The following is a 26887-nucleotide window of genomic DNA, read 5'->3' on the forward strand; positions in this document are numbered from 1 at the left end:
GGGCTGCGGACGCGGTGTGGGGCGCCGGTGCGGTGGTCATGCCGATCATCCTGAGACCCCGTCCCGCTTCAGCGCCAACGATTGTTCCCGCACGCCCGATAAGCAGCGCTGATGGGCGGCGCTGCTTGGCGGCGCGGGGCCGGCGCCGCCGGGCGGCGCTGGCATCCTGCGGGGCATGGACCCGCACCTCCTGCGCACCTTCACCGCCGTCGCCCGCCTCGCCTCCTTCTCCGCCGCCGCACGCGAACTCGGCTACACCCAGTCCGCCGTCTCCCAGCACATCGCCGCCCTCGAAGCCGACCTGCGCACCGAACTGCTCACCCGGCGGCCCGTCGCCCCCACCCCGGCCGGCGCCCGCCTCCTGGAACACGCCCGGCCGCTGCTGCTGCGCCTCGACGCCGCCCGCGCCGACGTACTGCGCCTCGCCGCCGCCCCGCCCGGCCGGCTCACCCTCGCCGCCTCCCCGCTCGCCGCCGCCGGCCCCCGGCTGCTCGCCGCCCTGCCCGCCACCGGCGTCACCCTGCGCGTCCTGCCCCCGTCCCGGGTGCCCGCCGCCGTCGCCGCCGGCGACTGCGACCTCGGGCTCGTCGACGGGCTCGCCGCCCCGAGCGACCCGCTGCGGCTTCCCGACGTGGCCCCGCTGCGGGTCACCGGCGTCGCCGAGGAGGAGCTCGCCGTCCTCTTCCCGGCCGGGCACCCCTTCGCCGCACGGGACTCCGTCCGGCTCGACGACCTCGCCGACGCGCGCTGGCTCGACGCCCCGGACGTGGGGCTGCCGCTCACCACCGGACGCCGCGCCCTGCGCTACGACGGCACCGACCTGCACGCCCTGTGCGCCCTCGCCGCCGCCGGGCACGGCCTCGTCCTGCTGCCCCGCGCCGTCGCCGGGGCCGCCCGCGCCGGGACCGCCGTACCGCTCGCGGCACCCCGCCTCGTACACCGTACGGAGCTGGTCGCGCCCGCCGGACCGTCCGGCGCGGCCGCTGCCCTCGCCGCACGGCTCACGGCAGGATCCCCCTCATGACCACACCGACACCCGACCCGGCCGCCCACGCCGAGCCCGAGGCCTTCACCACCGCCGACTACGCCGCCCGGATGGCCGCCGCCGCACGCAGCGCCGCCGACGCCGGACTCGCCGGACTGCTCATCGCCCCCGGCCCCGACCTCACCCACCTCACCGGCTACCGCCCGACCGCCGAGACCGAGCGGCTCACCCTGCTCGTCCTCGCCGCCGGCCAGGACCCCGTCCTGGTCGTGCCCGCCCTGGAAGCCCCCGACGCCGCGGAGGCACCCGGCGCGGACGCCCTGACCCTGCGCGAGTGGACCGACGGCAAGGACCCCTACCGGGTGGCCGCCCCGCTCCTCGACGTCAGCGGCCGCTTCGGCGTCAGCGACAACACCTGGGCGCTGCACCTCCTCGGCCTGCAAAGGGAGTTGCCCGCCACCGCCTACAGCCCGCTCACCGACGCCCTGCCCATGCTCCGTGCCGTCAAGGACGAACGGGAACTGGCCCGCCTCGCGGCCGCCGCGGCCGCCGCCGACGCCGCCTACGCGCAGGTCCTCCACGTCCCCTTCGCCGGCCGCCGCGAGAGCGAGGTCGCCGCCGACCTGGCCGGGCTGCTGCGCGTCCACGGCCACTCCCAGGTCGACTTCACCGTCGTCGGCTCCGGCCCCAACGGCGCCAACCCGCACCACGAGGCCGGCGAACGCGTCATCCGGGACGGCGACATGGTCGTCCTCGACTTCGGCGGCCTCAAGCACGGCTACGGCTCCGACATCTCCCGCACCGTCCACGTCGGCGAGCCCACCCCCGAGGAACAGCGCGTCCACGACATCGTCCGCGAGGCCCAGCAGGCCGGCTTCGCGGCCGTCCGGCCCGGCGCGGCCTGCCAGGACGTCGACCGGGCGGCCCGCGCCGTGATCACCGAGTTCGGCTACGGCGAACGCTTCGTCCACCGCACCGGCCACGGCATCGGCGTCACCACCCACGAGCCGCCGTACATGGTCGAGGGCGAGGAGCAGCCCCTCGTCCCCGGCATGTGCTTCTCCGTGGAACCGGGCGTCTACCTGCCCGGCCGGTTCGGCGTCCGGATCGAGGACATCGTCACCGTCACCGGGGACGGGGGCCGCCGCCTGAACAACGCCCCGCGCGAGATGGCGATCGTCGGGTAGGCGGTGGTCCGGCAGGCACCGGCTACGGGCCGAGCACCACCGCCGACTCGCCCGGAACGTGGATCCGCCCGTCCGGACCCGGATGCTCCACCGGCTCCCAGGCCGCCAGCACCCGCACCCCGTTGCGGCCCAGCGCCACCGTCACCGACTCCGTCGACAGGTTCACCACCACCCGCACCTCCCCCCGGCGGAACGTCAGCCAGCGGCGCTCCTCGTCGTACGCCACCCGGACCGCGGCCAGGTCCGGGTCACGCAGGTCCGGGTGGGTGCGGCGCAGCCGGATCAGGGTCCGGTACCACTCCAGCAGCCAGGCGTGCGACTCCCGTTCCGGTTCCGCCCAGTCCAGGCAGGACCGGTCGCGGGTCGCCGGGTCCTGCGGGTCGGGGACCTCCTCCGCCTTCCAGCCGTGCGCCGCGAACTCCCGGCGCCGGCCGCTGCGCACCGCTTCGGCCAGCTCCGGGTCGGGGTGGTCGGTGAAGTACTGCCAGGGCGTGCCGGCCCCCCACTCCTCGCCCATGAACAGCATCGGCACGAACGGCCCCGTCAACGCCAGCGCCGCCGCGCACGCCAGCAGCCCGGGGGAGCAGGAGGCCGCCAGCCGGTCGCCCAGCGCCCGGTTGCCGACCTGGTCGTGGGTCTGGGTGTAGCCGAGGAAGCGGTGCGCGGGGGTGCGGCGGCGGTCCACCGGCCGGCCGTGGGTGCGGCCCCGGAAGGACGACCAGGTGCCGTCGTGGAAGAACGCCCGCGTCAGGGTCTTGGCGAGGGCGCCGAGCGGCGCCTCGGCGAAGTCGGCGTAGTAGCCCTGTGATTCACCGGTCAGCGCACAGTGCAGGGCGTGGTGGAAGTCGTCGTTCCACTGGGCGTGCATCCCCAGCCCGCCGGCCGCGCGCGGGGTCGTCAGCCGGGGGTCGCACTGGTCCGACTCGGCGATCAGGAACAGCGGCCGCGTCGTCTCCGCCGCCAGCCCGTCCACGGCGGCCGCCAGCTCCTCCAGGAATGACAGCGCCCGCCCGTCGGCCAGCGCGTGCACCGCGTCCAGCCGCAGCCCGTCGATCCGGTAGTCCCGCAGCCAGGCCAGCGCGCTCCCGATCAGGTACGCGCGGACCTCGTCGGAGCCGGGCGCGTCCAGGTTCACCGCCGCACCCCAGGGCGTGCGGTGCGTGTCGGTGAAGTACGGGCCGAAGGCCGGGAGGTGGTTGCCGGAGGGGCCGAGGTGGTTGAGGACCACGTCCAGCACCACCCCGAGCCCGGCCGCGTGCGCGGCCTCCACGAAGGCCGACAGACCCGCCGGGCCCCCGTACGGCTCGTGCACCGCCCACGGGGCCACCCCGTCGTACCCCCAGCCGTGCCGGCCCGGGAAGGGGCACACCGGCATCAGCTCCACGTGCGTCACGCCCAGCCCGGCCAGGTACCCCAGGCGGGCCGCCGCGGCCTCGAAGGTGCCCTCGGGGGTGAAGGTGCCGACGTGCAGCTCGTACAGGACCGCGTCCTGCAGCGGCACGTGCGGCGGGGGCACGCGGGGGGCGAGGGCCGCGAGGTCGACCACCGCCGACAGGCCCTCCGTACCGTCCGGCAGCCGCCGCCCGCGGGGATCGGGCCGCACGACCGGATCGTCGCCGAGCCGGAACCCGTACCGGTCGCCGTCGGCCGCCGGGGCCTCGACGACCCACCAGCCGCGGCGGCCGGGGTCCGGGTCCGGGGCCATGTCGTAGGTGGTGTCGTTCAGTCGCATGGCGACCCGGCCTGTCAGCGGTGCCCACACCTCGAACTGCACGGACGGTCCCCTCGTCTCCGGCGGTGGCCGGCATGCGTAGTCGTGCCGCGTAAGCGTGCCCGTATCGTGCCCATCATTCCGGGCCGGGCGGGGGAGTTCTGGACACTCCGCACCCGACGGGCCGACAATCACCCTGTGACGTCCAGTTTCGAGTTCCCCGCCTACCCCGCCCCGCGGCTCTCCGACGCGGAGCGGGACCGGGCGCTGGGCCAGCTCAGGGAGGGCGCGGCCCTCGGGAAGCTGTCGCACGACACCTTCCTGCGGCGCATGGAGCTCGCGCTGGTCGCCCGCCGCTCCGAGGACCTGGCCCCCCTCCTCGCTGACCTCCAGACGCGTCCGGGCCCGCTCGGCCCCGAAGCCCCCTGGACCAACCGGCTCTTCGGCTGGGTCGGCCGCGCGTCGGCCGTCTCCGCCGGAGTGCGCAGGGCCTGGCAGGTGGAACGCCTGCCCAGACTGCTCTTCCCGCACCCGGCCGCCGGCCCCCTGCGGATCGGCCGCGACCCGGGCAACGGGCTGCGCCTGAGCCACGAGACCGTTTCGCGGGCGCACGCCGAGCTGAGCATGCGGGACGGGATCTGGCTGCTGCGGGACCTCGGCTCGACCAACGGCACCACCGTCAACGGCCGCCGGGTGACGGGGGCGGCCGTCGTACGGCCGGGCGACCAGGTGGGGTTCGGCCGGATGAGCTTCCGGCTCTCGCAGGACTGACCGGCCCGGCGGGGCGGGGAGGCGCAATCGGGGCCGGGGCCGGTGCCGGGCGGGGGCCCCTGTGAGCCCGGCCAGGGGCCCGGCAGGATGCTCCTCATGGATCACACCGGCATCGTTCGCCCCGCCCGACCCGAAGACCTCCCGCGCCTCACCGAGCTCATCCACGAGCACGTCGCGTACGAGAAGTCCGCCGCCCGGCCGGCCGGCCTGGCGGACCGCCTCGGCCCCCGGCTGTTCGCCGAGGGCGCCCGGCTGTGGGTGCTGCTCGCCGAGACGCCCGACGGCACGGTGGCCGGATACGCCGCCTGCTCCGAGGAGTTCGCGTTCTGGGACGCCCGCCACCACCTCCACATGGACTGCCTCTACCTCGCCGAGGACGCCAGGGGCCACGGTCTCGGGGCCGCCCTGATGGACGCCGTGGCCGCCCTCGCCCGCGAGCTCGGCCTCGAACACGTCGAGTGGCAGACCCCCGACTGGAACGAGGGCGCGATCCGCTTCTACGACCGCCTCGGCGCCACCGGCCGCCCCAAGCGCCGCTACGCCTGGCCGGTCTGAAGAGCGTGGTACGCGGCCAGGACCGTCCGGGACTGGTGCTCCACCTGCGTGGCCACCGGCACCCAGCGCGCCCGGAAGCGGGCCGAGAACTCCTCGCACCACCCCGTCACCAGACGGTCCAGGCCGGGCGCCGCCGGATGGGCCTGGCACCGCAGTACGCGCAGCAGCATCGCCGCCGCGCGCAGCGTCAGGCGCCGCCCGAAGGCGTCGAGGCTGCCGAGGGAGGCGGTGGTGGCCCCGGTCGGCACCCCGGGTGCCGTCCACGCGGCGGCGACGTCGGGGATGAGCCCGAGCGTCCAGTCCACCGCCCGCAGCAGCGCGGCCGCGCCGGGCCCGTCGCCCGGGATCCCCTCCCGCAGCCCCGCCACCCGCGCCGCCTCACCGGTCAGCCGCTGCGCCAGCACCCGCAGGGTGCCCCGCGGGTCGGGGTGCGGGGCCGGGTCGTCCACCAGGTCGGAGGCCCACATGGGCACCTCCACGATCGCGGTGGTCCCGCGGGGGCGGTGGCACCAGGTGCTGCGCCGGGTGTCCTCGCTCCCGTCCCGCGGCATCACGAAGATCCCGGGCCCGGGGGAGCCCCAGCCCCCGGCGTCGGAGGCCCCGGTCTCCACCGGGATCCGCAGCTCGGCGGCCGACTTCCCGAAGGGCTCGGCGAGCCCGGGCACGTCACGCGTCAGCTGCACCCAGGACCCGCCGAGGTCCGTACCGTGCAGGGAGACCTGCAGGGCGGGCCGGAGTTCGTCCAGGAGCCCGGTCAGGGTGCGCGTCTCGGGCGGGAGTCGGTCCGGGGGGAGCAGGGCGGGCGCCCACTCGGGCTGCTCCGGCCCGGGCGGGCGGTAGAAGCCGCGGTGGTAGTCCAGCAGCGAGTGCGGGCGCGGCGTGCGGTGCAGGGCGGCGCCGTCGGGGTCGGCGCAGAGCAGGAAGTGCCAGCCCGCCCCGCCGCCCCCGGCCCCGACCACCCGCCGGGCGAGGTCCAGCGCGGTCGCCCCGCCGACGGGCTCGTTGGCATGGGCCCCGGCGACGACGAGCACCTCCCCGGGCCCGCCGCGCTGACCGTCGACGGAGAGCAGCCAGAGCGGCCTCCCGCCCCGGGAGACACCGGCCTGCCGCATCCGCACCCGCCCGGGGTGCTCGTCCGCGAGCGCCCGGCCGGCCAGGGCGAGTTCGTGCGGGGTGGGGTAGCGCATGTCAGGGAGGAGGGTCACATGGTGCCCATGCCCGCCACACCGGGCCGCTACTGCTCCACGGGGGTCGAATGTGTGTGCCGCCGGTGGGCGGGCCGGTGGTGTGGGCTGCCGGTGTTCCGGCCGGGCGGTTTCACAGCCGGTTCGGGGGTTTCCCGTCAGTCCCATCGTCCTTCCGGGTCGGGCCGGTCCCTCAAGGGCGCTCCCTTCGGTCGCGTCACTTCGTGATCGCCTTCGGCGACCCTTGACCGACCGGCCCGCCCCGGAACGCCGAAAGACTGCCGGGAAGCCCCCGAAGGAACGGTCACCGGGGGAGGAAGGGGGAGGGCGGGTCCGTCAGGGAGCGCGGGCGGGGCCTGGCGCCGGCCCGCCGGGCATCCGGGGGACCGGGGCGTGCGGATCCGGGCCAGAGGCGCGGCAACCCGCACGAGAGGTTGAACAGAGCCACCCGCGGAGCGCCCGGGCGCATCAGATCGCTCCGCGCTCCCGCCGGCTCGGCGGCCGGCCGCCGTCCGGGGCTGACATCCGCACGGGGACGTCGGCGGTGGGATTACAGGCGTCGCTGGGCCGCTTCCAGGAGTTCCCCCACCGTCGAGTTGAACGCGATGGCGGCCTGCGGGGCGTGGCGGGGGATCAGGTTCACGATGAGCTCGAACAGCGGCAGCAGGTGCTCGGACTTGCGGATGCCGCCGCCGACGATCACCACGTCCCACGGCTTCCTCGTGAGTGCGGCGACGAGGGTGGATTCGACCTGCTCGTCGTGGACGACCAGCTCCATGGCGGCGTCGATGCCGTGCTCCCCGAACCGGACCATCTCCGCGTCGAGGGCTGCCTGGAGGGCCGATCCGTCGATGCCGGGGATCGCCTGGGGTTCATAACCGATCAGAAGTGTAGAAGGCATGCAACGAACCTAACGAAGTCCGCTGAGGCGCGATCGGTTTCCGGACACCCTCAGCCGTCGGCCCCCGCCAAGGCGGACCGCAGCAGTTGCATGGAGTCCGGAGAGCAGCCGATCAGGACGGTCCTGTCCCCGTCACGGCACTCGGCCACTCCCCAGGTGAACTGCACGAGCCGGGAGTCGGTGTGCCGGTCCCTGTGCCGGACCCTGACGAGGCGCAGGGCCGGGATCCGGCTGGGGTGGAGTTCCGGGAACTCCGTGGGCGTCACGTGCAGCGTCGGGCCGGTGACCCAGAGGTGGACCAGGGACTGGTTGCGGCAGTACGAGCGGTCGCCCAGGACGCAGGCGGGGAAGCCGACCCGCTCCCCCCGGGCGGCCGAGCTCTCCCGTTCCCGGGCCCTGCGGCGTTCGTCGGCCCACGACAGCACTGCCCCACCGACGAGTTCGAGCAGTAGTCCCAGCACCCGTCCACCCTTGGTGAGCGGACGGGATCGGACAAGGCTGAAGTCAGCCCCACTTCTGGCGGTCCGAGCGGTCGCAGGGGCGTGCGCGCAGGCCGCCGGGGCCGTCGTCCAGACACTGGCCGGTGCCGGCGCTCCTGACCTCCACCGACGCGTCGGCCCACGCGGTGACCTTCCACTTCTGGGACGTGGACTTGCCGCACGCGCGGGCGGTGAGGCCCGTGTCGTCGCCCTGCAGGCAGGCGCCCGTGGCGTGGTTCCTGAGCGTGCCGGTGCCGTCCGGGAGGGGGTGGAAGGTCCAGCGCTGGTAGCTCATGCCGTTGGGCGGGAAGGAGCGCAGGCCCTGGTCGAGGCTGTGGTCCAGGCAACTGCCCGTGGAGCGGTTGACGAAGTTGCGGATCATGTCGTTCGATGCGGCCGCGGCCCCCGCACGGGGCTCCGCCGGAGTTGGTTCCGGCGGAGCCAGGAACATTCGGCACAGTCCGGCGCCCAGGAGGAGGCCGGCCAGGGCTGCTCCGGCTGGCCACGTCCAGCGGGCCCGCCACCACGGGGCGGCCGGAGCCGGCGGTGGGGGCGGCGGGGCGGGCTGGCTGCGGTCGGCCGCCTCCCACAGGGCGCGGTACTCCGCCGGATCGGCACCCAGCGCCCGGCACAGGTCCCGGACGGTGTTCCACGGAGGGACGGTGCTGCCGCGCAGGTAGCGCGAGAGCGAGGAGTCGCTGATCATCACCTCGGACTCCAGGGAGCGCAGCGTACGGCCGGACCGCTGCTGCAGAGCCCTCAGCGCACCACCCAGTTGCTGCCCCGGGCTGCGCCCGTCGACGTCCGCCATGTTCGCCCCTGTCCCGGGATGGTCATGTCCCAGCAGGTCAGAAGGTTAGGGATCCCGACTCGGGCGAAGCAAACGGGACACCGTTGCCAGGCCCCGCCGGACCCCCGCAGACTCGGCACCAGCCGGCTCCCAGTCGAGTGAGCGGCGAACCCTCATCAGCGCCCGACCGGCGCATTTCCCCTGCCAGAAAACGGAGAACGGGCATGTCCGTGAACCTCACCCGCCGCGTGGCCACGGCCGCGTTGACCACCATCCTCTCCCTGGGCTCCCTCGCCCTGACCGCGCCCACCGCCCCGGCGGCCACCACCGTCCAGGCCCCCGCCGAGGCCGCGCCGCGCGTCAGCCGGGCGGAGGTCATCGCCCGGGCCAAGACCTGGCTGACCGCCAACAACGGCCGCCCGGTGCCCTACAGCCAGAAGAAGCACTGGAAGGACGGCTACCGGCAGGACTGCTCGGGCTACGTCTCCATGACCCTCGGTCTGCGCAAGCCCGGCCCCAACACCGTCTCCCTCAAGAAGGACGGCTTCACCCGCCGCATCGCGATGAAGGACCTCGCCCCCGGCGACCTGGTCATCAAGGCCGACAGCGACAGCGCCGACTTCCGCCACGTCGTCATCTTCGACGGCTGGGCCAACGGCGCGCACACCGCCTACAAGTCCTACGAGCAGGCGGGCGGCGTCGGCACGCGGTGGAAGCAGCACTCCTACGGCGTGAACGGCCGCGACGGCTACCACGCCTACCGCCCCGTCAACATCACCAACTGACCGAGGAGCACAAGCATGAGCACCATCCTGCCCACCGTCCTGCTCGCCACCACGCTGCTCACGGCCACCGCCACGGAGGCCGGCTCCCTCGACAGCGTCCAGACCTTCCGCAACGCCGCCACCTCCGCCTGCCTCGACGACAGCGACGCCGGTGTCCGCACGTACACCTGCCTGGGCAACGACCACCAGAAGTGGAACGTCCACCAGTGGGCCGACGGCACCCGCGAGCTGAGGAACCGCAAGACCGGCCTCTGCCTCACCGACCACCCGCGCGGCACCGCCTCGGCACAGCCGTGTGACAAGGCCAAGGACGAGAGCTGGATCGTCCACCGCTACCCGGACGGAGCCGTCGAGTTCAGGAACCAGGCGACCGGCCTGTGCCTGGACGACAGCCCCCAGCACCACCTGCGCACCTTCCCGTGCGGCACCCACGCCCAGAAGAGCCCCTACCAGACCTGGCACTGACCACCCCCGGGCCTGCCCTCCCGAGGGAGGTCAGGCCCTCCACCGTCGGGGGATACCCCCACCCCCGCCATGCGGACAGCCGGATCGCCCGGGAGGGCCGACCCCGGAAATGCTGGGCACATCACCGATCTCCCCACCATTGCCCAGGAGTTGCCCCATGCCCCGACGAAGGACCTTCCTGCGGGTGACGGCCGCGGCCGCCGCGGTCACCGCCCTGCTGGCCCCGTCCGCGACGGCCGCCCCCCGCCCCGACACGGTCCGGCAAGGCCTCAGCGCCCTCGTCCGGACCGACCACCTCCCGGGCGCGCTCGCCACCGTGACGGACCGCGACGGCCGCACCCGCACCTACACCGCGGGCGCCGAGGACGGACAGGTGCGCATCGGAAGCAACACCAAGACCTTCACCGCCGTGGTCGTGCTCCAGCTGGTCGGCGAGGGAAGGATCGGCCTCGACACCACGGTCGACACCTACCTCCCGGGACTCGTACCGGGCGAAGGGATCACGGTCCGCCAACTCCTCCAGCACACCAGCGGACTGCCCGACTACGAGGAGGACGTCAGCGACGCCATCCTCCGGCGCCGCTACTTCGAACCCCGCGACGTCCTCGACATCGCCCTCCGGCACAAGGCCGCCTTCCCCCCGGGCACCAGCTGGGCCTACAGCAACACGAACTACGTCGTGGCCGGCCTGATCGTGCAGAAGGTCACCGGACGCCCCCTCGCCGAGGAGATCGACAGGCGTGTCATCCGGCCCCTCGGACTGCGCCACACCTACTTCCCGGCCGCCGGCGACACGACCATCCGGGAGCCCCACCCCAGGGGCCACCACCAGGACTCGCCGGGCGCCCCGCTGCGCGACGTCACGGACATCGACCCCTCCGCGGCCTGGGCCGCGGGCCAGATGATCTCCACGAACTCCGACCTGAACCGGTTCTTCACCGCGCTCCTGGCCGGCGACCTCCTCCGGCCCGCCCAGCTCGCCCAGATGCGCACCACCATCCCCCTCGGCGACTCCGGCGCCGGCTACGGCCTGGGCCTGATGAGCCGGCCCCTGTCGTGCGGTGGTCTCTACTGGGGCCACGGCGGTGACATCACGGGCTACGAGACCCGCGGAGGAGTCACCGAGGACGGCCGCGCCGCCAACGTCACGGTGACCGTCGACCCCACCGACGGCGCGACCACGAAACACGTCGAAGCCCTCGTGGACACCGCCCTCTGCCGAAGCGCCTGACCACCGTCCCCGTGCGGATGTCAGCCCCGGACGGCGGCCGGCCGCCGAGCCGGCGGGAGCGCGTAGCGATCTGATGTCCGGCCGGAACACCGGCAGCCCACACCACCGGCCCGCGGACAGGGCGGCGGGTGGGCAGCTGCCGACCCGCCCCCACCCCTCGAGGGGGAGACAGCGGGCCCGCGCCGCGAGCCCCTACCCCCGCACCAGCACCGCCACCGGCTGCGCCGCCAGCAGCTGCGCCAGGGCCACCCGCCCCTCGTGGACCGTGCCCCCCGCCGCCGCCCACCGCCCCGCGGGCAGGTCCAGGGCGGTGTCGCGCCAGCCGCCCGCCGCCGCCAGGCGGTGGGAGAGGCGGGTGGCCACCGCGATGAGGCCGGGCGGGCGGGCGAAGGCCAGGCAGTGGCCGGCCGCCGGGCCCCGGGCCGCCAGGGGGGCGTAACCGGTGAACAGCCCGGGCCGGTCGCGGCGCAGCCGCAGCAGGGCGGCCGTCAGCGCGAGCTTCTCCCGCGCGAGGTCCGCCGGGACGGCGCCCGCGTCCAGGGCGGCCAGCGCCTCCCGGGGGAACTCGACGGGGCGGCGGTTGTCGGGGTCGACCAGCGCCCTGTACTCGTACTCGGCGCCCTGGTACACCTCCGGCACCCCCGGCATCGCCAGGTGCAGCAGGGTCATCCCCAGCACGTTGGCGCGGGCCGCCCGCGCCAGTTCCGGCGGGAGCTCCACCGCGTCCCGGGGCACCAGGTCCGCGATCCGCGCCTCGTACTCCTCGTCGGGGTCGGTCCAGGAGGTGTGCACCCCCGCCTCCCGCGCGGCCTTCAGCAGGGCGGCCGCCAGCCGGGACTCCCGCTCGGGCGCCGCGCCCAGCCCCAGCGCGCTCTGCCGGGCCGTCCACGCCATCCGGGGATCCGCCCCCGGCGGCACGACCGGCGCCCCCATCGCCTCCGGGGCCTGGGAGAGCACCGCGATCCGGGCCCGTACGTCCGCGCTGCGCTTCGTGTCGTGCGTGGACAGCACCGTCCCCGAGGCGGGCCAGTCCCGCTCCAGCTCCGCGCAGTACGCGTGGAACCCGGCGGCCGACACCGCCGGGTCCCCGGGCTCCCCGCCCACCTCGGTGGCCGACAGGAGGGGCGCCCACCGGTAGAAGGCCCGGTCCTCCAGGGACTTGGCGCGCAGGGCCGCCGAGGTCTGGGCGAACCGCGCCGCGAAGGCGGGGTCCCGCAGCAGCAGCGCCCGTACGCCGTCCACCGCCCGCGCCCCCGCCCGCCCGGCGGCCCGCTCCAGGGTCTCGGCCGACGGCCCCGGCCCGCCCGGGTACGTCCGGTACACCGGGAAGGCGATCAGCAACTCGCGCACGCCGTCGGCCAGTTCCGGCCCGGCCCAGCGTTCCAGCAGGGCCAGCTCGGCGGCGAGGTCGACGGTCAGCACCTCCCGCGCCGCGGCCGCGGCGGTCTCCTCCCACGAGGCGGGGCCGCCGCCGGACTCCCCGTACGCGCGGGCCAGCCGGGCCGCCCCCGCCGGGTCGGTGAACACCCCGTCGATCCGGTGCAGCGCGTCGTACCCGGTGGTGCCGGCCACCGGCCAGGACGACGGCAGCCGCTCCGGACGGGCCAGGATCTTCTCCACGACCACCCAGCAGGCGTCCCCGGTCGCGGCGCGCAGCCGGCGCAGGTACTGCTCCGGATCCGCCAGCCCGTCGACGTGGTCGATCCGCAGGCCGGACACCACCCCGTCCCGCACCAGCTGCAGCACCTTGGCGTGGGTCGCGGCGAACACGGAGGGGTCCTCCACCCGCACCCCGATCAGGTCGGAGATGGTGAAGAAGCGGCGGTAGTTGAGCCCGGTCCGGGCCTCGCGCCACCACGCGGCCCGGTACCACTGCGCGGCCAGCAGCTCCGGCATCGGCAGCGAGGCGGTGCCCGCGCGCAGCGGGAACTCGTGGGACCCGTACCGGAGCACCCCCGCCCCGTGGTCCACCTCGCCCTCCCGCGCCTCGTCCTCCCCGCCCAGCACCGGCAGCAGGACCTGCCCCCCGCCGCCCTCCCAGTCGATGTCGAACCACCGCGCGTACGGCGAGTGCGGCCCCTCCCGCAGCACCTCCCACAGGGGCCGGTTGAGCCGCAGCGGCGCCGGTACCGCCATGTGGTTCGGGACGATGTCCAGGACCAGCCCGAGCCCGTGGGCCCGGGCGGCCGCCGCGAGCGCGCGCAGCCCCCGCTCGCCGCCCAGCTCGGCCCGCACCCTCGTGTGGTCGGTGACGTCGTACCCGTGCTCCGAGCCCGGCACCGCCTCCAGCACGGGCGACAGGTGCAGGTGTGACACGCCGAGCGAGGAGAGGTACGGTACGGCTGCCTCGGCCGCCGCGAAGGTGAAGCGCGGGCCCAGCTGGAGACGGTAAGTGGACGACGGAGTGTCCGGCGTCCGAACACCGGATTCCGATCGGCTGATTGAATACTCCAGGCTCATGAGAACGTACGTACCCAGCCCGCGCGATTCCGTGCCATTACCCAATGCATCCGGGTGACTGCGCCGCGTTAGTGTCGATCAGGTGGTTGGAACCGTCAGTACCTATCGTCACGTCATCGCCCTGACCGGGCCCCTACTCCCGCTCGTCTCCTTCTTCGCCCGACTGCCCGTCGCGATGTCCCAGTTCGGGAGCGTCCTGCTGGTCGCCGAGACCAGCGGTTCGCTCGCCACCGCCGGAATCGTGGGAGGCACCCTCTCCGCCGGCCAGGTGGTCTTCGGGCCCCTCCTCGGCCGGCTCGCCGACCGCCACGGGCAGCGGCCCGTCGTCCTCACCGCGGCGGCCGTCAACGCCCTCGCCACCGGCGCCCTCGTCGCCGGCGCCCTCGGCGGCCTCGCGACCGCCCCGCTCGCCGCGATCGGCGCCGTCACGGGGGCCTCCGTACCGCTGATCGGGCCGCTCGCCCGCACCCGCTCCGTCGCGCTCGCGCACCGTGCGAAGGCCGACGAGAGGACCGTCGGCGCCGTGCACTCGCTCGAAGGCACCCTCGACGAGGTCTCGTTCGTCTTCGGCCCGGCCCTCGTCGGCCTCGCCGCGCTCCTCGCGCACCCGGCCGTCGCCCTCGGCGGCGCCGCCGCCCTGGTGGCCGTCTTCGGCACCGCGTACGCCCTGCACCCGACCGCCGCCGTCACCGCCGGGACCCCCGCACCGCGGCGCGCCCCCGGAGCCCGGCGTGCCCGGCAGCCCCGCGTGGTGCACGCCGTACGCGGCTCCCTCGCCCTCCAGGGCGCCATGTTCGGCGCCTGTCAGGCGGGAATCGCCTCGCTCACCGCGCAGTTGGGCGTCCCGGGCCAGGCCGGCGTCGTGTACGCCGCCATGGGGGTCGTCAGCGCCGCCGTCGGCCTCGCGCTCGGCGCGCTGCCCGCCCGCTTCGGACTGCGGCTGCGCTGGCGGGTGGCCACCGGCGCCGCGCTGGTCCTCTCGGTGCCGCTGCTGTTCACGCAGACCCTGTGGCCGCTGTACCTGGTCGTCACCGTCCTCGGCGCCGCGTACGCCCCTCACCTGATCACCGCGTTCGCGCTCACGGAGCGGGTGGTGGAGCCCGCCCGGCTCGCCGAGGCCATGGCCTTCGCCGCCAGCTCCCTGGTGGCCGGGCAGGCCGCCGCCCTGGCCGTCTCCGGCCGCCTCGCAGAGTCGTACGGGCCCGCCGGGGCCTTCGCCGTCGCGGTGGGCGCGGCCGCGCTGTGTCTGGCCATCGCCCTCGTCACCCGGGTGCCGTCCGCCCGGACCCGGTCCCAGGACCCGGACCAGGCCCAGGACCAGGCCCCCGACCGGGACCCGGCCCGGGACGCTCCCAAGCTGTTCATCCCGGCCCAGCGCACGGCCTCCCCCGAGGACTCGGCGGCCGGCTCCGGGACCGGCTACGCCGGCCGCTGAAGCACCACCAGGCACCGTCCCGTCAGCGCCACCCGGTCCCCGGCCGCGTACTGCGGCCCGGTGCCGGGTGGCAGTACCTCCGCCCGCGCCGTGTCCACGACCATCCGCCAGTGCGCCCCGTGGCCGGCCGGGACGGTGAAGTCCTGCGGTTCGGCGCCCGCGTTGAACATCAGCAGGAACGAGTCGTCGGTGATCCGCTCCCCGCGCGTGCCCGGCTCGGAGATCGCCTCCCCGTTGAGGAACACGGTCAGTGCCCGCGCGTGCTGCGCCTGCCAGTCCCGCGCCCGCATCTCCTCGCCGTGCGGGGTGAACCAGGCGATGTCGGAGAGTTCGTCGTGCGTGCCCTCCACCGGCCGGCCGTGGAAGAACCGGCGCCGCCGGAACACCGGGTGGTCGCGGCGCAGCCACACCATCCGCCGGGTGAACTCCAGCAGCGAGGGCGGGGGCTTGCCGGGCTCCGGCCAGGCCACCCAGGACAGTTCGTTGTCCTGGCAGTAGGCGTTGTTGTTGCCCTCCTGGGTGCGGCCGAACTCGTCGCCGTGGCTGAGCATCGGCACGCCCTGCGACAGCATCAGGGTCGCGGTGAAGTTCCGCATCTGCCGCGCGCGCAGCTCCCGGACCTCCGGGTCCTCGGTGGGGCCCTCGACCCCGCAGTTCCAGGACCGGTTGTGGGTCTCGCCGTCCCGGTTGCCCTCCCGGTTGGCCTCGTTGTGCTTCTCGTTGTACGAGACCAGGTCGTTCAGGGTGAAGCCGTCGTGGCAGGTGGTGAAGTTGATCGAGGCCAGGGGCCGTCGCCCGTCGTCCTGGTAGAGGTCGGAGGAGCCCGTCAGCCGTCCCGCGAACTCCGCGAGGGTGCGCGGCTGGCCGCGCCACAAGTCCCGTACGGTGTCCCGGTACTTGCCGTTCCACTCGGTCCACAGCGGCGGGAAGTTCCCCACCTGGTAGCCGCCCTCGCCCAGGTCCCAGGGCTCCGCGATCAGCTTCACCTGGCTGACCACCGGGTCCTGCTGCACCAGGTCGAAGAACGAGGACAGCCGGTCCACCTCGTGGAACTGCCGGGCCAGGGTGGCCGCGAGGTCGAAGCGGAAGCCGTCCACGTGCATCTCGGTCACCCAGTACCGCAGCGAGTCCATGATCAGCTGGAGGACGTGCGGGGAGCGCATCAGCAGCGAGTTCCCGGTACCCGTGGTGTCCATGTAGTGCCGGGGGTCGTCCGCGAGCCGGTAGTAGGAGGCGTTGTCGAGGCCCCGGAAGGACAGTGTCGGGCCCAGGTGGTTGCCCTCGGCGGTGTGGTTGTAGACCACGTCCAGGATCACCTCGATCCCGGCCTCGTGCAGCGCCCGCACCGCCGACTTGAACTCCAGCACCTGCTGGCCCCGGTCCCCGGAGGCGTAGCCGTTGTGCGGGGCGAAGAAGCCGATGGTGTTGTAGCCCCAGTAGTTGCTGAGACCGTCGTTCACGAGGCGGTGGTCGTTGACGTACTGGTGCACCGGCATCAGCTCCAGCGCCGTCACCCCGAGCTTCGCCAGGTGCCCGATCACCGCCGGGTGCGCGAGCGCCCCGTAGGTGCCCCGCAGCTCCTCCGGGAGGTCGGGGTGGCGCATGGTCAGGCCCTTCACGTGCGCCTCGTACAGCACCGTGTGGTGGTACTCGTGGCGCGGCGGCCGGTCGTTGGCCCAGTCGAAGTAGGGGTTCACCACGACCGAACTCATCGTGTGCGGGGCCGAGTCCAGGTCGTTGCGGGAGTCCGGCCGGCCGAAGTGGTAGCCGTACACCTCCTCGCCCCAGGACACCTTCCCGCTGATGGCCCGCGCGTACGGGTCCAGCAGCATCTTCGCCGCGTTGCAGCGCTGCCCGCGCTCGGGCTCGTACGGGCCGTGCACGCGGAACCCGTACCGCTGGCCGGGCATGATCCCCGGCAGGTAGGCGTGGCGCACGAAGGCGTCCGTCTCGCGCAGCTCGACGGCCGTCTCCGAGCCGTCGTCGTGCAGCAGACACAGCTCGATGCGCCGGGCCACCTCGGAGTAGACGGCGAAGTTGGTGCCCGCGCCGTCGTACGTGGCGCCCAGCGGATACGCCTGCCCCGGCCAGACTTGCATGGCTAACGACTCTTCCCATCCTGGTCCGGCTCGGTCCGGTCCGCGATCCGGCTGGACCGGGCACGGATGACGTCTCTGCCAGATCTTCCCCGAAAGAGGGTCCCCACGCGTGGACTTGGAATGCTGCCGATGGGTGAACCGGAGAGCTGATATGAGGGTCAACGGACTGTCCGGGCATCACATAATGGGTCAACGGACAGCCGGACCAGGGGACCTGAGGTCACTGGGGACGGCTTCGGGCTGCGTCGGGCCGCGTGCGCGGAGTACCCTTCCGTGATCACTGGAGACGGGCGTCCAGACGCAGAAGGCGGTGCACGGGTGAGCTCGGGAGGTCTGGAGCTGCCCCCTGGTGACAGCGGTCACGAGGGTGGCCCGGTGGACGCCGCGGGCGGTCCGGCGGGTACGGCCGGCGGCGTGCCGGGCGCGGCGGCGGCCGGGGCGGCGGTGTCACTGGCCCCGCAGGCGACCGGGGACGCGCGGGCCGGGGCCGAGCTGGACTGGGGCGCGGACGCGTGGAGCGAGGTCCGTACCCGGGCCCAGCGCGCGGGCCGTGCGTACATCTGGCTGAATCTCATCGAGCAGCGGCTGCGGTCGGTGGTCGGCGCCGTCCTGCGGCCGGTCTACGAGCCGGTGCACGGCGGTGACGACTGGGTCGTCGCCGCGGCGGGCCCCGCCGGGCAGGAGTGGGTGCAGCGGGCCGTGGCCGTGCGCGAGGTCAGCCGGCGCAAGGGCTACCTCCTCGACCCGGCCGACGACAACGTGCTGAGCTTCCTGACGCTGCCGCAGCTGCGGGAGCTGATGGTCCAGCACTGGCCGTGCTTCGAGCCGTACTTCGACGACCGGCGCGAGATCGAGCTGGCGCTCGACGAGCTGGAGGTCACCCGGAACGTGGTCTCCCGCAACCGGGCGCTGTCACGGGCGGTGCTGGAGCAGGCGGAGCGCGCCTCGGCGCGGCTGCTGGAGGTGCTGGGCGCCGGCTCGGGCAGCCCCTCGGCGGACCGGCTGCCGATCGACGCCGTCGAGGACCTGGTGGGGGACCGGTACGCGGACGTCATCTCGGTCCACCCGGACCGGGTGCGGCTGCAGCGGCAGCTGCCGGCGGAGGACCTGTTCGGGGGCGCGCGGCGGCTCGACGCCATCGGCATAGGCCTCAACCTGCTGGTGCAGAACTTCTCGGGGCGCAGGCTCGTCCGGCTGACGGAGGCGGGCTGCCGGGTGCGGCTGCTGTTCCTGAACCCGGCGAGCAGCGCGGTCAAGCGGCGCGAGCGGGAGCTGGGGCTGCGCAAGGGCGAGCTGAGCCGGTCGGTGGAGATGAACATCCTGCACGTGCGCCGGGTGCGGGCGGGCCTGAAGGACCCGTCGCGCTTCGACATCCACGTCTTCGACGAGACCCCGCGCTTCACCGCCTACCTGGTGGAGGGGCAGTCCTCGGGCATCGCGGTGGTCCAGTCGTACCTGAGGCGGGCCCGGGGGATGGAGGCGCCCGTGCTGGTGCTGCGCGGGGGCGGCCGGGGCGTCCCGAAGGACGCCGACCACGGGCTGTTCCAGACGTACCGGGAGGAGTTCGAGTCGGTCTGGGAGGACTCGCGGCCGGTGTCGTGAGGGTGGGCCCGTGACCCCGGGCTTACCAGGTGGGGTCCGGGCCGGCGCCCGGGGGGTGCCCCGGCCGGGTGTCAGTGGCGCGTGGCAGGCTGAAACGCGTTGACCGGAAACACGGGGGAGGGGCGCGTCATGGAGGCGTGGCACGGGGGAGCGCTGGTCGGGTTCGACCTGGAGACGACCGGTACGGAGCCGGGGGAGTCCCGGATCGTGACGGCCGCGGTGGTCGAGGTGCGGGGCGGCGAGGTACGGGCGAGGCGCGGCTGGCTCGCGGATCCGGGGACACCGATCCCGCAGGAGGCCGCGGCGATCCACGGGATCAGCACGGAGCGGGCCGTCGCCGAGGGCCGTCCGGCGGCGGAGGTCGCCGAGGAGGTCGCGGCGGCACTGGTGGAGCACTGGCGCGGCGGCGCGGTGGTCGTCGCCTACAACGCGGCCTTCGACCTGACGCTGCTCTCGGCCGAGCTGGCCCGGTACGGGCTGCCCTCGTTCGCCGACCGGCTGGGCGGGCCCGAGACCGGGCCGGTCGTGGACCCGCTGACGATAGACCGGGCCGTGGACCGCTTCCGGCGCGGCAAGCGGACGCTGGAGGCGGTGTGCGGGGTGTACGGGGTCACCCTCGACGCGGCGCACGACGCGGGGGCCGATGCGCTGGCGGCGGTTCAGGTGGCCCGGGCCATAGCCGCCCGGCACCCCGAGGTGGCGGCACTCAGCCCGGCGGAGCTGCATGACCGTCAGGGCGGCTGGCACGCCCGCTGGGCCCGTGACTTCCAGTCCTACCTGCGCCGCCAGGGCAGCCCGGACGCGGTGATCGACACGGCCTGGCCCCTGCGCGGCCTCCTCCCGGCCCCGGCCTGACGCGGCCCCCGGGGGTGTCCGCGACGTGGCGCCCGCCGCCCGGCGGGTGGGCCGCCGGCCGCGCCGGGAGTGCGCGCCGCGCACCGCGAGATCCGCCCGACCCGGCCACCCGGCAGCCCGTGCCCCGGCCTGATCCGAAGACCCTAGAAGGGGTGCCAGCGGGTTTCCGTGTCGCCTTCGCGGAGGGAGGCCACGCGGCGGCGGAACTCGGCGAGGGCCTGCGGGTTGGCGGGGGCGTGCTGGGCGACCCAGGCGCAGCTCGCCGTCTCGCGGGCGCCGCGCAGGACCGCGCAGCCCTCCCACTCCCGGACGTCCCAGCCGTACGCCGCCGTGAAGGCCCCGTACGCGGCGGCGGGCATCCCGTACCGGTCGCGGGACAGGGCCATGACCACCAGGTCGTGTTCGCGCAGGTCCGAGGAGACGGTCTCCAGGTCCACCAGCACCGGTCCGTCCGGGCCCACGTGCACGTTGCGCGGCAGGGCGTCGCCGTGGACGGGGCCGGGGGTCAGGTGCGGGGTGAGCGCGGCGACCTCGCCCGCGTAGGCGTCGCGCCGGGCGCGCAGGTACGCCGCGTCCTCGGGGTCGACGGCGTCGCCGGCCAGCCGGAGCCATCGCTCGACCCCGCCCAGCAGGTCCCGCGCGGGCAGTGCGAAGGGGGGCGCGGGCAGCGCGTGCAGCGGCCGCAGCAGCGCCGCGAGGTCCTCGGGGCCGGCCGGGCGCAGGGGGGCCGGGAGCCGGTGCCAGACCGTCAGCGGGTGCCCGCCGACCAGCCGGGGCGCCGGTTCGGCGGCCCGGACCGCCGGGATCCCGGCCTCCGCGAGCCAGCCCGCCACCGCGAGTTCCCGTTCGGCCCGTTCCAGCAGGGCCGCCTCGCGGCCCACCTTGACCACCAGGCCGCCGGCCGCGAAGACGGCGTTCTCGCCGAAGGCGAGCAGCTCGGGGCGGTCCGCCCCGGTGCCCGCGAATCCCGCCTCCGCCAGTACGTCCCTGGCCCGCGCCTCGTCCATGCGTTCGTCTCGTCCTTCGCCGGATCGTCGTGATCACCGTGAGTCCGCCCAGTCTCGCATTGCGGGCCCGGGAGGGCCGGGTGGGGCGGGAATCGGCCAGTGCGTCGGTTTTCGGGCGGGACGGCCCGGGCGGCGCCTTTTCCGTTGCACGAGACGTCTCGTCTCGTTATGGTCGGGTCATGATTCCAGCAGCCACGGCCAAACCCGCACACATCGCCATGTTCTCCATCGCCGCCCCCGGGCACGTCAACCCGAGCATCGAGGTCATCCGGGAGCTCGTCGCCAGGGGACACCGCGTCAGCTACGCCATCCCCGCCTCCTTCGCCGAGAGGGTCGCCGAAACCGGTGCCACCCCGGTGGTCTGGACGTCCGTCCTGCCCACCGAGGACGAGCCCGAGGGATGGGGCACCGAACTCGTCGACAACCTCGAACCCTTCCTGAACGACGCGGTCCAGGCGCTCCCGCAGCTCGCCGACGCCTTCGAGGGCGACGAACCCGACCTCGTCATCCACGACATCACCGCCTACCCGGCACGCGTCCTCGCCCGCCGCTGGGGCGTCCCCCAGATCTCCCTCTCCCCGAACCTGGTCGCCTGGACCGGCTACGAGGAGGAGGTCGGCGCCCCGATGACCGCGCAACTGCGCGCCTCCGAGCGCGGGCGGGCCTACTACGCGCGCTTCCGCGCCTGGCTCGACGAGAACGGCATCGACGAGGACCCCGACCACTTCGTCGGCCGGCCGACGCGCAGCATCGTCCTGATCCCGCGCGCCCTCCAGCCGCACGCCGACCGGGTCGACGAGTCCGTCCACACCTTCGTCGGCGCCTGCCAGGGCGACCGCAGCGCCACCCAGGGCACCTGGGAGCGGCCCGCCTCCGCCGAGGGGAAGAAGGTCCTCCTCGTCTCCCTCGGCTCCGCCTTCACCCACCAGCCCGCCTTCTACCGCGCCTGCGTCGAGGCCTTCGGCGGCCTCCCCGACTGGCACGTGGTCCTGCAGATCGGCAGGTTCACCGACGAGGCCGAACTGGGCGAGGTCCCCGCCAACATCGAGGTCCACCGCTGGGTCCCCCAGCTGGACATCCTGCGCCAGGCCGACGCCTTCATCACCCACGCCGGCGCCGGCGGCAGCCAGGAGGGCCTGGCCACCGCCACCCCGATGGTCGCCGTACCGCAGGCCGTCGACCAGTTCGGCAACGCCGACATGCTCACCGCCCTCGGCGTCGCCCGCCGCGTCGACACCGAGGACGCCGACGCCGCCACCCTGCGCGAGGCCGTCCTCGGCCTGCTCGCCGACCCCGAGGTCGCCGCCCGCGCGGAAGCCGTCCGCGCCGGCATGGCCGCCGAAGGCGGAACGCGGCAGGCCGCCGACCTCATCGAGGCCGCACTGTCATAGCCACCGCCTAGGGTGCGGCCATGACGAAGACGACGGGCACGAAGAAGTACGCCGCCCTCCTGCGCGGCATCAACGTCGGCGGGAACAAGAAGGTCCCGATGGCCGAGCTGCGCTCCGTCCTGGAGGGCCTCGGCCACCGCGACGCGCAGACGTACCTGCAGAGCGGCAACGCCGTCTTCAGCAGCGCGGAGACCGACACCACCGCCCTCGCCCGGGGCCTGGAGGCGGCCATCGAGGCCCGCTTCGGCTTCCGCGTGCCCTGCCTCGTCGTCGACGGGGACCACCTCGCGGCCGTCGTCGCGGCCTGCCCCTTCCCGGCGGACGAACTGGAGGGCAGGCAGCTCCACGCCACCTTCTTCTCCGAGCAGCCCGGCCCCGAGCGCTTCGCCGCGCTCGACGGCGCCGCGTACCTCCCGGAGGAGTACCGGCTGGGGGACCGCGTCCTCTACCTCTACGCCCCGGACGGCCTCGGCCGCTCCAGACTGGGCGAGGCCCTCGCCCGGCCCGCCGTCGTCAAGGGCCTGGACGTCACCACCCGCAACTGGAACACCGTCGTCAAGCTCGTGGAGCTGACCCGCCCCTGAGCACGGGACGCCCTACCCGGCCCCCACCCCGTCGAGCAGCGCCAGGTCGCCGTCGGACAGGGACAGCGCCGCCGCGTCCAGGTTCTCCGCCAGGTGCACCGGGGAGCCGGTGCCCGGCGTCGGGCACAGCACCGGCGAGCGGTGCAGCAGCCACGCCAGCGCCACCTGCCCCCGGGTCGCCCCGTGCGCCCCGGCCACCTCCGCTACGGCGGTCGCACCCGCACGCGTCAGGGCCCCGCTGCCGAGCGGGTAGTACGGCAGGAAGGCGATCCCGCGCGCCTCGCACAGCGCCAGCACGTCGGCGGAGGACCGGTCCCGCAGGTTGAACGGGTTCTGCACCGCGGCGACCGGCACCGACTCCACCGCCAGGAGCAGCTGCTCCACCGTCACGGTGTCCAGACCGATGTGCCGGATCTTCCCCTCCGCCCGCAACTCCGCCAGCGCGCCCAGCTGTTCGGCCACCGGCACCGCCGGGTCGAAGCGGTGCAGCTGGTACAGGTCGATCCGCTCCAGCCGCAGCCGCCGCAGGCTCGCCTCGCACATCCGCCGCAACTCCTGCGGCCGGCCCGCCACGTGCCACTCGTCCGGGCCGGTGCGCACCACCCCGCCCTTGGTTGCGACCACCAGCCGCTCCCCGTACGGGTGCAGGGCTTCGGCGACCAACTCCTCGGCCAGCCCGGGCCCGTAGTTGTCGGCGGTGTCGATCAGGGTCACGCCCCGCTCCACCGCGGCCCGCAGCAGCGCCCGGGCCTCGGCGCGGCTGCCGCGCGGCCCCCAGTAGCCGGCGCCGACCAGTCCGCCCGTGCCGAGACCGATACGGCGGACGGGCAGGTCCCCGCCGAGAAGGAACGTCGGATTCGTCATGGCCCGAACGTAGCCGGGCGCTGCGGGTGTGTCAGGCTCGGGGCATGCGGTACATCATCATCGGCGCCGGAGCGATCGGCGCGACCATCGGCGGACGCCTCGCCGAGACGGGCCGGGAGGTCGTCCTCGTCGCGCGCGGCGCGCACGCCGAGGCGCTCAAGGCCGACGGGCTGCGGCTCACCACCGCCGACGGCACCCGCGTGCACCGGCTCCCCGTGGTCACCGGCCCGCCGGAACTGGGCGAGCTACGGCCGGACGACGTCCTGCTGCTCACGGTGAAGACGCAGGACGCCATCGCGGCCCTGGACGCGTGGGGCGACGCGGAGGTCGCCGGCGGCGGCACGGCCGCGCAGCGGCTGCCGCTGCTGTGCGCGCAGAACGGCGTGGAGAGCGAACGGCTCGCGCTCCGCCGCTTCTCCCGGGTGTACGGGGTCTGCGTCTGGCTCCCCGCCACCTTCCTGGAGCCGGGAGTGGTCTCGGCCCTGTGCTCCCCGCTCACCGGGATCCTGCACCTCGGGCGGGCCGCCGGCGGGTCGGACGCGCGGATCCGGGCGATCGCCGCCGACCTCGGCGGGGCGGGCTTCGAGGCGCCCGTCGTCGAGGACGTGATGCGGTGGAAGTACGCGAAGCTGCTCGGGAACCTGGGCAACGCCGTCCAGGCGACCACCGGCCCCGAGCCGGACCCGGCCAAGGCCGCCCTGCTGCTGCGCGCCGTCCGGGAGGGCAGAGCCGCCTTCGACGCGGCGGGCATCGGCTACGTCACCGAGGCCGAGCAGGCGGCGGCCCGCGACGGCAAGGTCGACCAGCCCGCGGGCGTCCGCGGCGGCTCCTCCTGGCAGAGCCTGGCCCGCGGCACGGGCTCGGTGGAGGCCGACTACCTCAACGGTGAGATCTCCCTGCTGGGGCGCCTGACCGGCGTGCCCACCCCGGTCAACGACGTCCTGCGCCACGCGGCGAACATCTTCGCCCGGGAAGGCCTCCCGCCGGGGGCGATGTCCATCGCCGACCTGACCTCCCTGGCCGACGAGGCCGCGGCCCGCGGCTGACGGGGCCCGCCGCCCCCGGCGACGGGGGCGGCACCTCGGGCCCTCAGGCCGTCAGGGCCCGGTGCGGGGCGCCGGCCGGGGCCGCGGTGTCGTAGCGGTGCAGCAGGAGGCGGGCCAGCTCGACGGTGGCGCCCAGGACGGGCGCGATCACGTCCGCGCCCGCGGCCTCGGCGCCCGCCGAGATGCGGTCGGGCAGGAAGCCCGGGGCGATGACGTACGGGGCGACCGCCACGCGGCGGACGCCCTCCGCGCGCAGGGCGCGTACGGCGTCCTCCGTGCGGGGAAGGGCGGCGGAGGCGAACGCGGGCCGCACGGCGCACCAACCGGTGTGCCGCCACTCCCGCGCGATTTCAGCGATCACCGCGATCGCCTCCGGGTCGGTGGAACCGGCGGACGCGAGGACGACACCGGTCGTCGCGCGGTCCGCCGGGGTGAGGCCGAGGCCGGCCTCGGCGAGGCGGCGCTCCAGGGAGGCCACCAGCAGGGGGTGCGGGCCCAGGACGTCCGCGACCCGGACCGAGAGGTCGGGGAGCCGGACGGCCGACTCCGCCAGGACGGCCGGGACGTCGGCCTTCGCGTGGAAGGCCCGGGTCAGGAGCAGGGGCAGGGCCACGACCTCGCGGACGCCCGACAGGTAGAGGGAGGCCAGGGACTGGGAGACGGTCGGGCCGTTGAAGTCCAGGAAGGCCGTCTCCACCCGGAGCCCCGGCCGCAGCGACCGGGCCCGCCCGACGAGGGCGTGCACGGTCGCCGCGTGCCGCGGATCGCGGCTGCCGTGGGCGATGACCAGAAGTGCGCGGGACATCGGGTGCTCAGTTCTTGACCAGGAGGCCGCGGCTGCGCAGGACCCACCGCTCGACGGGGCTGAAGATCAGCAGGTCGATGGCGATGCCCACGACCAGGATCAGGATGATCGCGAGGAACACGCCCGGCAGGTCGATGTTGTTGCGGCCGTTCTCCAGGAGCTGGCCCAGGCCGAGGCCCAGGTCGGGGGAGCTGGCGATGATCTCGGCGGCCATCAGGGAGCGCCAGGAGAAGGCCCAGCCCTGCTTGAGGCCGGCGACGTAGCCGGGCAGGGCCGCGGGCAGGACCACGTGCCAGGCACCGCGCAGGCCCGTGGCCCCCAGGGTGCGGCCGGCCCGCAGGAACAGCGGCGGGATCTGGTCGATGCCGGAGACGAGGCCGTTGGCGATCGACGGCACCGCGCCGAGCAGGATCACCGTGTACATCATGGCGTCGTTGAGGCCGAACCAGAGCACGGCCGGCGGCACCCAGGCGACCGACGGCAGCGACTGGAGGCCCTGGAGGATCGGGCCGATCGCGGCGCGGACGAACCTCACCCGGGCGACGAGCAGGCCGAGCGGGGTGCCGATGGCGAGGGCGAGGAGGAAGCCGAGGAGGCCCCGGGAGACCGAGGTCCAGACGACCTCGACGAGCGTCCCCTTGAGCCACATGTCGGACAGGCTGTGCCAGACGGCGGACAGGGCGGGGAGCTTGGTCTCCTCGGTGACCTTCGCCGAGACCAGGACCTGCCAGACCACCAGCACCAGGGTGACGGCGAGCGCCGGGGGCAGGACCTTCTTGGTGAGGACCTCGCGCACCGGCGTGCGGTGGGTCTGGACCGCGTCGAGGGCGTCCAGGCCGGCCTCCAGGCCGGCCAGGTCGTCGGTCTTCGCCGGGGCCTTCGAAGTGGTGTCAGTGCTGGCCATGGCGGCGGATCTCCCCACGCAGGTGTTCAGTGATCTCGAGGGACAGTTCCGCGACGTCCGCGTCCTCGATGCGGCGCGGCTGCGGGATGTCCACGGTCCATTCCTTCGCGACCCGCCCCGGGCGGGAGGAGAGGAGGACCACGCGCTGGGCGAGGCGGACGGCCTCGCGCACGTTGTGGGTGACGAACAGGACCGACACGCCGGTCTCTTCCCAGATGCGGGTGAGCTCGCCGTGCAGGACGTCGCGGGTGATGGCGTCGAGGGCCGCGAACGGCTCGTCCATCAGCAGGAGGCGGCTGTCCTGGGCGAGGGCCCGGGCGAGGGCGACGCGCTGGCGCATGCCGCCGGAGAGTTCGTGGACCCGCTTGCCGTACGCGCCGCCGAGCCGGACCAGCTCCAGCAGCCGGTCGGCCTCGGGCTTGCGGTCGGCCTTGGCGACGCCGCGCAGGCGCAGCGCCAGCTCGATGTTCTTGCCCGCGGTGAGCCACGGGAACAGGGCGTGCTCCTGGAACATCAGGGCCGGACGGCCGAGGGTCTCGATGGACCCCGCCGACGGCTTGTCCAGACCCGCGACCAGGTTCAGCAGGGTGGACTTGCCACACCCCGATGCCCCCAGGAGCGTGACGAACTCTCCGGGAGCGACATCGAGGCTGATGTCGTCCAGGACGAGCTGCGATCCGGCCGGGCCGGAGAAGGACTTCGAGACGTGCTCGATGCGGGCGGCGTGCGTCTGCTCCGCTACCGAGCCCTCGGCAGCCTTGGCGAGAGTGGTGGCCATGGTCGTCACCTCC

General features: G+C 74.7%; 25 protein-coding genes. 13 read left to right on the forward strand and 12 right to left on the reverse strand.

The window, feature by feature from the left end:
* Positions 1-175 precede the first annotated feature (175 nt).
* Together D1J60_RS27840 and D1J60_RS27845 are read left to right on the forward strand one after the other, a co-directional pair.
* Positions 176-1024 (forward strand): LysR family transcriptional regulator, encoded by an 849-nt coding sequence (locus D1J60_RS27840; RefSeq protein WP_125822935.1) that lies wholly within the window; start codon positions 176-178, stop codon positions 1022-1024.
* Positions 1021-2172, forward strand: coding sequence for an aminopeptidase P family protein (locus D1J60_RS27845; RefSeq protein WP_125822936.1), 1152 nt, complete (start codon positions 1021-1023; stop codon positions 2170-2172). Before D1J60_RS27840 ends, D1J60_RS27845 begins: the two co-directional genes overlap by 4 nt.
* A gap of 22 nt (positions 2173-2194) precedes the next feature.
* Here D1J60_RS27845 and treZ read toward each other — a convergent pair whose 3' ends face one another.
* A complete protein-coding gene (treZ, locus tag D1J60_RS27850) occupies positions 2195-3946 on the reverse strand; it encodes a malto-oligosyltrehalose trehalohydrolase (protein WP_125822937.1) in 1752 nt (583 codons plus the stop codon).
* Between the two features lie 135 nt (positions 3947-4081).
* Here treZ and D1J60_RS27855 point away from each other — a divergent pair, with 135 nt between their 5' ends.
* Together D1J60_RS27855 and D1J60_RS27860 are read left to right on the forward strand one after the other, a co-directional pair.
* Positions 4082-4654: a DUF1707 and FHA domain-containing protein gene (locus D1J60_RS27855; RefSeq protein ID WP_125604699.1), complete on the forward strand. Its 573-nt coding sequence runs from the start codon at positions 4082-4084 to the stop codon at positions 4652-4654.
* A gap of 96 nt (positions 4655-4750) precedes the next feature.
* Positions 4751-5209 carry a GNAT family N-acetyltransferase gene (locus D1J60_RS27860; RefSeq protein ID WP_306463798.1) on the forward strand — a complete coding sequence of 153 codons (459 nt, stop codon included), beginning with the start codon at positions 4751-4753 and terminating at the stop codon, positions 5207-5209.
* On the opposite strand, the gene D1J60_RS27865 is transcribed toward D1J60_RS27860, so the two are convergent.
* From D1J60_RS27865 to D1J60_RS27885, 4 genes are all read right to left on the reverse strand, one after another.
* Positions 5191-6414 (reverse strand): M14 family zinc carboxypeptidase, encoded by a 1224-nt coding sequence (locus D1J60_RS27865; protein WP_125822938.1) that lies wholly within the window; start codon positions 6412-6414, stop codon positions 5191-5193. The genes D1J60_RS27860 and D1J60_RS27865 overlap by 19 nt on opposite strands.
* Positions 6415-6943: 529 nt before the next feature.
* Positions 6944-7294 (reverse strand): hypothetical protein, encoded by a 351-nt coding sequence (locus tag D1J60_RS27875; RefSeq protein ID WP_125822939.1) that lies wholly within the window; start codon positions 7292-7294, stop codon positions 6944-6946.
* 50 nt (positions 7295-7344) lie between these two features.
* The gene (locus D1J60_RS27880) at positions 7345-7755 is read right to left on the reverse strand and encodes a hypothetical protein (RefSeq protein WP_125822940.1); all 411 of its coding nucleotides are present in this window, start codon (positions 7753-7755) and stop codon (positions 7345-7347) included.
* Positions 7756-7798: 43 nt separating this feature from the next.
* Complete coding sequence (locus D1J60_RS27885; RefSeq protein WP_125822941.1) at positions 7799-8584, reverse strand: RICIN domain-containing protein; 786 nt, start codon at positions 8582-8584, stop codon at positions 7799-7801.
* Positions 8585-8787: 203 nt separating this feature from the next.
* On the opposite strand from D1J60_RS27885, the gene D1J60_RS27890 reads away from it, so the two are divergent.
* The 3 genes from D1J60_RS27890 (at position 8788) to D1J60_RS27900 (ending at position 11044) form a co-directional block, all read left to right on the forward strand.
* Positions 8788-9348 carry a hypothetical protein gene (locus D1J60_RS27890; protein WP_125822942.1) on the forward strand — a complete coding sequence of 187 codons (561 nt, stop codon included), beginning with the start codon at positions 8788-8790 and terminating at the stop codon, positions 9346-9348.
* Positions 9349-9363: 15 nt separating this feature from the next.
* A complete protein-coding gene (locus tag D1J60_RS27895; protein ID WP_125822943.1) occupies positions 9364-9813 on the forward strand; it encodes an RICIN domain-containing protein in 450 nt (149 codons plus the stop codon).
* A gap of 157 nt (positions 9814-9970) precedes the next feature.
* Positions 9971-11044 carry a serine hydrolase domain-containing protein gene (locus tag D1J60_RS27900; RefSeq protein ID WP_206436583.1) on the forward strand — a complete coding sequence of 358 codons (1074 nt, stop codon included), beginning with the start codon at positions 9971-9973 and terminating at the stop codon, positions 11042-11044.
* A gap of 192 nt (positions 11045-11236) precedes the next feature.
* Here the strand turns inward: D1J60_RS27900 and treY are convergent, their stop codons facing one another.
* Positions 11237-13504, reverse strand: a complete 2268-nt coding sequence (gene treY, locus D1J60_RS27905; RefSeq protein ID WP_125822945.1) for a malto-oligosyltrehalose synthase — start codon at positions 13502-13504, stop codon at positions 11237-11239.
* Positions 13505-13586: 82 nt separating this feature from the next.
* Here treY and D1J60_RS27910 point away from each other — a divergent pair, with 82 nt between their 5' ends.
* Positions 13587-14939, forward strand: a complete 1353-nt coding sequence (locus D1J60_RS27910) for an MFS transporter (protein WP_125822946.1) — start codon at positions 13587-13589, stop codon at positions 14937-14939.
* Here D1J60_RS27910 and glgX read toward each other — a convergent pair.
* Positions 14924-17038: a glycogen debranching protein GlgX gene (gene glgX / locus D1J60_RS27915; RefSeq protein WP_125822947.1), complete on the reverse strand. Its 2115-nt coding sequence runs from the start codon at positions 17036-17038 to the stop codon at positions 14924-14926. The genes D1J60_RS27910 and glgX overlap by 16 nt on opposite strands.
* Before the next feature lie 318 nt (positions 17039-17356).
* Between glgX and D1J60_RS27920 the strand changes: the two genes are divergently transcribed.
* On the forward strand, positions 17357-18640 hold the full coding sequence (locus D1J60_RS27920) for an SAV2148 family HEPN domain-containing protein (RefSeq protein WP_125822948.1): 1284 nt from the start codon (positions 17357-17359) through the stop codon (positions 18638-18640).
* 129 nt (positions 18641-18769) lie between these two features.
* On the forward strand, positions 18770-19495 hold the full coding sequence (locus D1J60_RS27925) for an exonuclease domain-containing protein (RefSeq protein WP_125822949.1): 726 nt from the start codon (positions 18770-18772) through the stop codon (positions 19493-19495).
* Positions 19496-19638: 143 nt separating this feature from the next.
* Here D1J60_RS27925 and D1J60_RS27930 read toward each other — a convergent pair whose 3' ends face one another.
* Positions 19639-20502 (reverse strand): aminoglycoside phosphotransferase family protein, encoded by an 864-nt coding sequence (locus D1J60_RS27930; protein WP_125822950.1) that lies wholly within the window; start codon positions 20500-20502, stop codon positions 19639-19641.
* Between the two features lie 179 nt (positions 20503-20681).
* Here D1J60_RS27930 and mgt point away from each other — a divergent pair, with 179 nt between their 5' ends.
* On the forward strand, positions 20682-21893 hold the full coding sequence (mgt, locus tag D1J60_RS27935) for a macrolide-inactivating glycosyltransferase (RefSeq protein ID WP_125822951.1): 1212 nt from the start codon (positions 20682-20684) through the stop codon (positions 21891-21893).
* A 20-nt stretch (positions 21894-21913) separates the two neighbouring features.
* Positions 21914-22477, forward strand: coding sequence for a DUF1697 domain-containing protein (locus D1J60_RS27940; RefSeq protein ID WP_125822952.1), 564 nt, complete (start codon positions 21914-21916; stop codon positions 22475-22477).
* 12 nt (positions 22478-22489) lie between these two features.
* Here D1J60_RS27940 and D1J60_RS27945 read toward each other — a convergent pair whose 3' ends face one another.
* A complete protein-coding gene (locus D1J60_RS27945) occupies positions 22490-23341 on the reverse strand; it encodes an aldo/keto reductase (protein WP_125822953.1) in 852 nt (283 codons plus the stop codon).
* A 44-nt stretch (positions 23342-23385) separates the two neighbouring features.
* On the opposite strand from D1J60_RS27945, the gene D1J60_RS27950 reads away from it, so the two are divergent.
* Complete coding sequence (locus D1J60_RS27950; RefSeq protein ID WP_125822954.1) at positions 23386-24387, forward strand: 2-dehydropantoate 2-reductase N-terminal domain-containing protein; 1002 nt, start codon at positions 23386-23388, stop codon at positions 24385-24387.
* A 43-nt stretch (positions 24388-24430) separates the two neighbouring features.
* Here the strand turns inward: D1J60_RS27950 and D1J60_RS27955 are convergent, their stop codons facing one another.
* Genes D1J60_RS27955 through D1J60_RS27965 form a run of 3 tightly spaced genes read right to left on the reverse strand, consistent with a single transcriptional unit; the run spans position 24431 to position 26874 of the window.
* Positions 24431-25192: a sirohydrochlorin chelatase gene (locus tag D1J60_RS27955; RefSeq protein WP_125822955.1), complete on the reverse strand. Its 762-nt coding sequence runs from the start codon at positions 25190-25192 to the stop codon at positions 24431-24433.
* Between the two features lie 7 nt (positions 25193-25199).
* A complete protein-coding gene (locus D1J60_RS27960; protein WP_125595146.1) occupies positions 25200-26096 on the reverse strand; it encodes an ABC transporter permease subunit in 897 nt (298 codons plus the stop codon).
* Entirely contained in the window at positions 26083-26874 is a 792-nt protein-coding gene (locus tag D1J60_RS27965; protein ID WP_125595147.1) for an ABC transporter ATP-binding protein, read from the reverse strand. The genes D1J60_RS27960 and D1J60_RS27965 overlap by 14 nt, the downstream gene beginning before the upstream one ends.
* Positions 26875-26887: the final 13 nt, after the last annotated feature.

The sequence above is a fragment of the Streptomyces sp. W1SF4 genome, from assembly GCF_003950035.1.
GTDB classification, from domain to species: Bacteria; Actinomycetota; Actinomycetes; order Streptomycetales; family Streptomycetaceae; genus Streptomyces; species Streptomyces racemochromogenes.